Genomic DNA, 4,168 nt, shown 5'->3' on the forward strand with positions numbered 1-4,168 from the left:
AGACTACCCGCGACACGCGGTGCGGGCGTGCAGACTTCGCGGACTCGACGGTGGAGGGGGCGGGGTGCGGCACGTCGCGCGCCCCTGGTCGCATCCGGCGTGCCGCATCCCGTTGGGCGGGGGAGGGAACGCCCGCCTTGGGGTCATCCGGATCGCGGCCGCGATCGGATCGGCGGATGTCCCCTTTTTGAGGGGTCTCCCAGGTTGCGGGATGCGGTCAGCGCCCGAGCGGCCCGGCATACGCCCGCGCCTGCAGCGGCAGAGCGATCGCCGCCCCGTACGCGGCGACGGCCTCGCGCAGTCCCTCGGCCGCGGCCGGACGGAAGCGGTAGTGCAGCGTCCCGGTGAACTCCTGCCTCGCCTGGAAGTTGGTGAAGTGCAGGTTGTTCATCGCCCAGCTGTCGATGTGGCCGCCGACCGGTTCCAGCGTTCGCGACCACTCGCCGGTGCGGATGCCGCCGAGCTGCACGAGGGGCGCATCCACCGTGCCCCAGAGCACCGCGCCGCCGTCGCCGCGGACGCCGACGGCGTGCTGGATCGAGTACCAGTCCTTCGACGTGTCCGGCAGCTGCTCCGTCTCGGCGGCGAACACGGCGCCGGCGGTCTCGACGAGGAACTCCGGCCGGCCGACCGCGAACGGGAACGCGACGAAGATGCTCTCCGGCCCGAACCGCTCGGGTTTCGCGATGTGCACCGCCAGATCGATGTCGTCCAGCTCCCGGAACAGCGTGAGCGTGTAGACGGCGCTGAGGCCGGGCAGCCCGCTCGTCCACCGGATGCGGGCGTACTCGCCGGTCTCGACCACCTGCGGCTCCTCGGCGGCGACGCCGTGCGAGCGGTCGAACGTCGGGCCGGGGAACGCCGGGTTGAAGTTCTTCGGGTTCTCGAACACGGGATGCGCGCGACCGGCATCGGCGACCGTCTCCACGACGACCGCGCCGAGGCCGTGCGGTGCACCCGCATCGACGAGCTCGCGGCCGTCGGCAAGGTCGACCAGCGACACGAGGCCGCCGCGGGCGGGGTCGACGGTCGCGCGGTAGCGGCCCGCCTGCACGGTCGTCCCCGGCGTCGGGTCCGGCTCGGGCTCGGGAGCCGGGAGCACGACCGCCGACGCGGGCGGCACGTCCGCGACCAGGGTCACGCGACGGGTTCCGCCGACCTCCGCCTCGACCGCCTCACGGCGCGGGCGGTCGGAGAGGTTGGCCACCAGCACGCCCTCCGCGGGAACGGGATCGGCGCCGGACGCGGCCAGCCGGTACAGCGCCTCCACGTTCAGGTCGCGCGCCAGATCCCAGGCGCCGTAGGCGAACGCGGCCTTGGCGTTCCAGTGCGAGTGGCTGAAGTGCGAGTGCGGCTTCGAGTAGGTCTCCCACGAGCCCCAGGTGTGCTCGCCGAAGAGCAGCAGCTCCTCATCCACCCGGTCGAAGGCGGCGTCGAGCTCGGCGTCGCTGCGCAGCCGCACGGGGCCGCGGCGGTAGCCGAGCACGGTCGCGAGCGCGGGGTCGCCCTCGCCGCGCTCCGCCGCGATGCGCAGCGCCGCGCGAGCCGACCGGGCGAACCGGCGCGCCTCGCGGTAGACGGCCACCTCGCGCGCGGTGGATCCGTGGCCGTGCGACCACCAGTCCGCCCACTCGCCGCGCAGCACCGGCAGGTCGGCCGGCGCCTGCACGGCCAGCGCATCCATCGCCGTGTCGATCGTCGCCGTCTCCATCGGCCGGTCGGGGTGCCGCTCGTTCCAGTGCCGGACGACGCGCGTGAAGAGGGCGGTCGGCCAGCGGTTGTCGTTGCCCGCGTGCACGACGGCGGTGTCGAAGGGGTAGTCGTCGCGTGCTTCCAGGCGCTCGACGAACGAGTGGATGCGCTCCTCGGCGAGCTCGACGTCGGCGTCCACGATGCCCCACTCCTCGCCGAAGCCGTAGTGGGTCGACAGCAGGGTGAAGACGCGCCGGCCGGAGGGCGCCTCCCACCAGAACACGCTCGGCTGCTCCAGCGGGGCGCGGCCGTGGTCGGGGTTGAGGGCCATGACCAGGCGCTCGATCCCGGCGTCGAGCATCGCGTCGGCGGCGCCCCAGGCGATGCCGTTGACGTCGCCGTGCTGCTCGGTGCGCACCGGGATGCCGGCCTCGCGGATGCGGTCGAGCGCCCGATAGGCCGCCTCGAACTCGGGCAGATCGGGGAGCTGCGTCATGTTGAGGTAGCCGCCGGTGACGGCGAGCGTGCCGTCGGCGACGAGGGCGCGCAGCGCATCCACCTCGTCGGCCGTGGCCGTGCGGAGGAAGTTCAGCACCGGACGCGCGGCCTCGAACGTCCAGCGGAAGCGGTCGGGTGCGGTGGGTGCGGCGGTGTCGGCGGCCGCCAGGCGGAGGACTTCGCGGACGATCTCCGCGTGCATCCCGTCGATGATGCGGGGGCTGTTGGTGTAGCCGACGTCGTGGTGGGTGTGTCCGAGCAGCAGGATCCGGTGGATCGAGGACATGAGGACCTTCCTGGAGGCGGATATGGCATCGTTGCCATAAAACCCTAGGGCTTGAGAAGCACCTGGTTCAAGCGTACAAAACGATCACGTAACGAAAACGGGTTCCTGATACCCGATCCCCTTGTGTTGAGCCTCGCTGCTGCATTACCGTGCGATGTGGGAAGGTTTCCACACTGCCGCCCCCCGAACCCCGGCAGCAGGGGATCCCGTACCTCTTCGCACGGGCGAGGACGCCCGCCGCGACACCACTGAAGGGAAATCAGATGAACAAGAGGCACACCGCCCTCGCCGCGCTGGCCATCACCGCGTCGGTGGCGCTCCTCGCCGGGTGCAGCTCCAGCGGCGGCAGCTCGTCCGGAGGGGACTTCTCGAAGGACGCGAAGGGCCAGCTCAACGCCTGGGGCTTCGACAACGCCGACGACGTCGGCACCTCCCGACTCGACTACGCCAAGAGCCAGCTGAAGAACGTCCAGATCAAGATCGATCAGACCCCGTTCGACGCGCAGAAGTTCACCACCCGCGTCGCCGGCGGCAACGTCCCCGACGTCGTGCAGATGGACCGCCAGTTCGTCGCGACCTACGCGGCGCAGGGCCTCATCCAGCCGCTCGACCAGTGCTACTCGGTGAACAGCGTCGACCCGAAGAAGCAGTACTACGGATCGGTCATCGACGACATCACCTACAAGGGCAAGATCTACGCGGTGCCGCAGTTCTACCAGCCGCCGGCGATCATCACCAACGAGCGCGTGATGAAGGCGGCCGGGGTCACCGACGCCGACATCGACACCTCCAAGCCGGACACGCTCGTCGCCGCCATCAAGAAGATGTACAAGGAGTCCGGCGGCAACCCGTCCGTGCTGGGCTTCGACCCGGTCGCGAGCGGGCAGGCCGGTCTGTGGCTGCTCGCCTACGGCGGTCAGATCATCGGCTCCGACGGCAAGCCCACGCTCGACGACTCCAAGAACGAGAAGGGCCTCGAGGTGCTCAAGCAGATCACCGACGCCCAGGGCGGCTACGCCAAGGTGAAGAGCTTCACCGACTCCTTCGACACCTTCGGAGAGAACAACCAGTACGTGAAGGACCAGGTCGGCGCGCAGGTGAACGCCCAGTGGTACGTGAACGTGCTGACCCCGTTCGTCGACAAGGTGGACATCGGCGCCGTGCCGTTCAAGGACAGCTCCGGCCAGCCGTTCACCGTCGCCTCCGGCACGTCGTTCGTCATCCCGGCGGGCGCCAAGAACAAGGACGCCGCGTGCGCCTGGGCGCTCGACCTCACCAGCCTGCAGGCGTGGGAGGCTGCGGGTGCCGCCCGCGCCAAGACGCTGACCAAGACGCCCGGCGCGATCAACACCGGCCTCTTCACCGGCTCCCCGGAGGCGGACAAGACGCTGCGCGAGAAGTACGTGAAGCCGTCCGGCAACGAGGGCTTCGACAAGGCCATCTCGACCTACTACGACGTCGTCGGCAACGGCAAGTCGTTCGGCGCGTCGCCGGCCGGCCAGCAGATCCAGACGGAGCTGCAGAACGCCATCCAGTCGTACCTTCTCGGCAGCAAGTCGGCCAGCGAGGCCCTGAAGGCCGCGCAGACCGCGGCCATGAGGGCATACGACCAGTCGACCAAGAGCAGCAAGTAACCCGCGCTCTGCAGGGGCGGCCTCCCACCGGAGGCCGCCCCTTTCGCGCGCCCCCGCC

The 4,168-nt window shown here is 70.4% G+C and carries 2 protein-coding genes; one reads left to right on the plus strand and one right to left on the minus strand.

Annotated features, from left to right (window positions below; genetic code table 11):
- Positions 1 to 217 precede the first annotated feature (217 nt).
- Positions 218 to 2,476 carry a glycoside hydrolase family 38 N-terminal domain-containing protein gene (locus tag HNO83_RS20035; protein ID WP_175339300.1) on the minus strand — a complete coding sequence of 753 codons (2,259 nt, stop codon included), beginning with the start codon at positions 2,474 to 2,476 and terminating at the stop codon, positions 218 to 220.
- 263 nt (positions 2,477 to 2,739) lie between these two features.
- Here HNO83_RS20035 and HNO83_RS20040 point away from each other — a divergent pair, with 263 nt between their 5' ends.
- Complete coding sequence (locus tag HNO83_RS20040; RefSeq protein ID WP_175339301.1) at positions 2,740 to 4,110, plus strand: ABC transporter substrate-binding protein; 1,371 nt, start codon at positions 2,740 to 2,742, stop codon at positions 4,108 to 4,110.
- Positions 4,111 to 4,168: the final 58 nt, after the last annotated feature.

Source organism: Leifsonia sp. C5G2 (assembly GCF_013359685.1).
Lineage (GTDB): Bacteria > Actinomycetota > Actinomycetes > Actinomycetales > Microbacteriaceae > Leifsonia.

Coding starts and splice junctions, on each gene's coding strand:
- HNO83_RS20035 (WP_175339300.1), bottom strand. CDS start 2,476: ATGTCCTCGATCCACCGGATCCTGCTGCTCGGACACACCCACCACGAC.
- HNO83_RS20040 (WP_175339301.1), top strand. CDS start 2,740: ATGAACAAGAGGCACACCGCCCTCGCCGCGCTGGCCATCACCGCGTCG.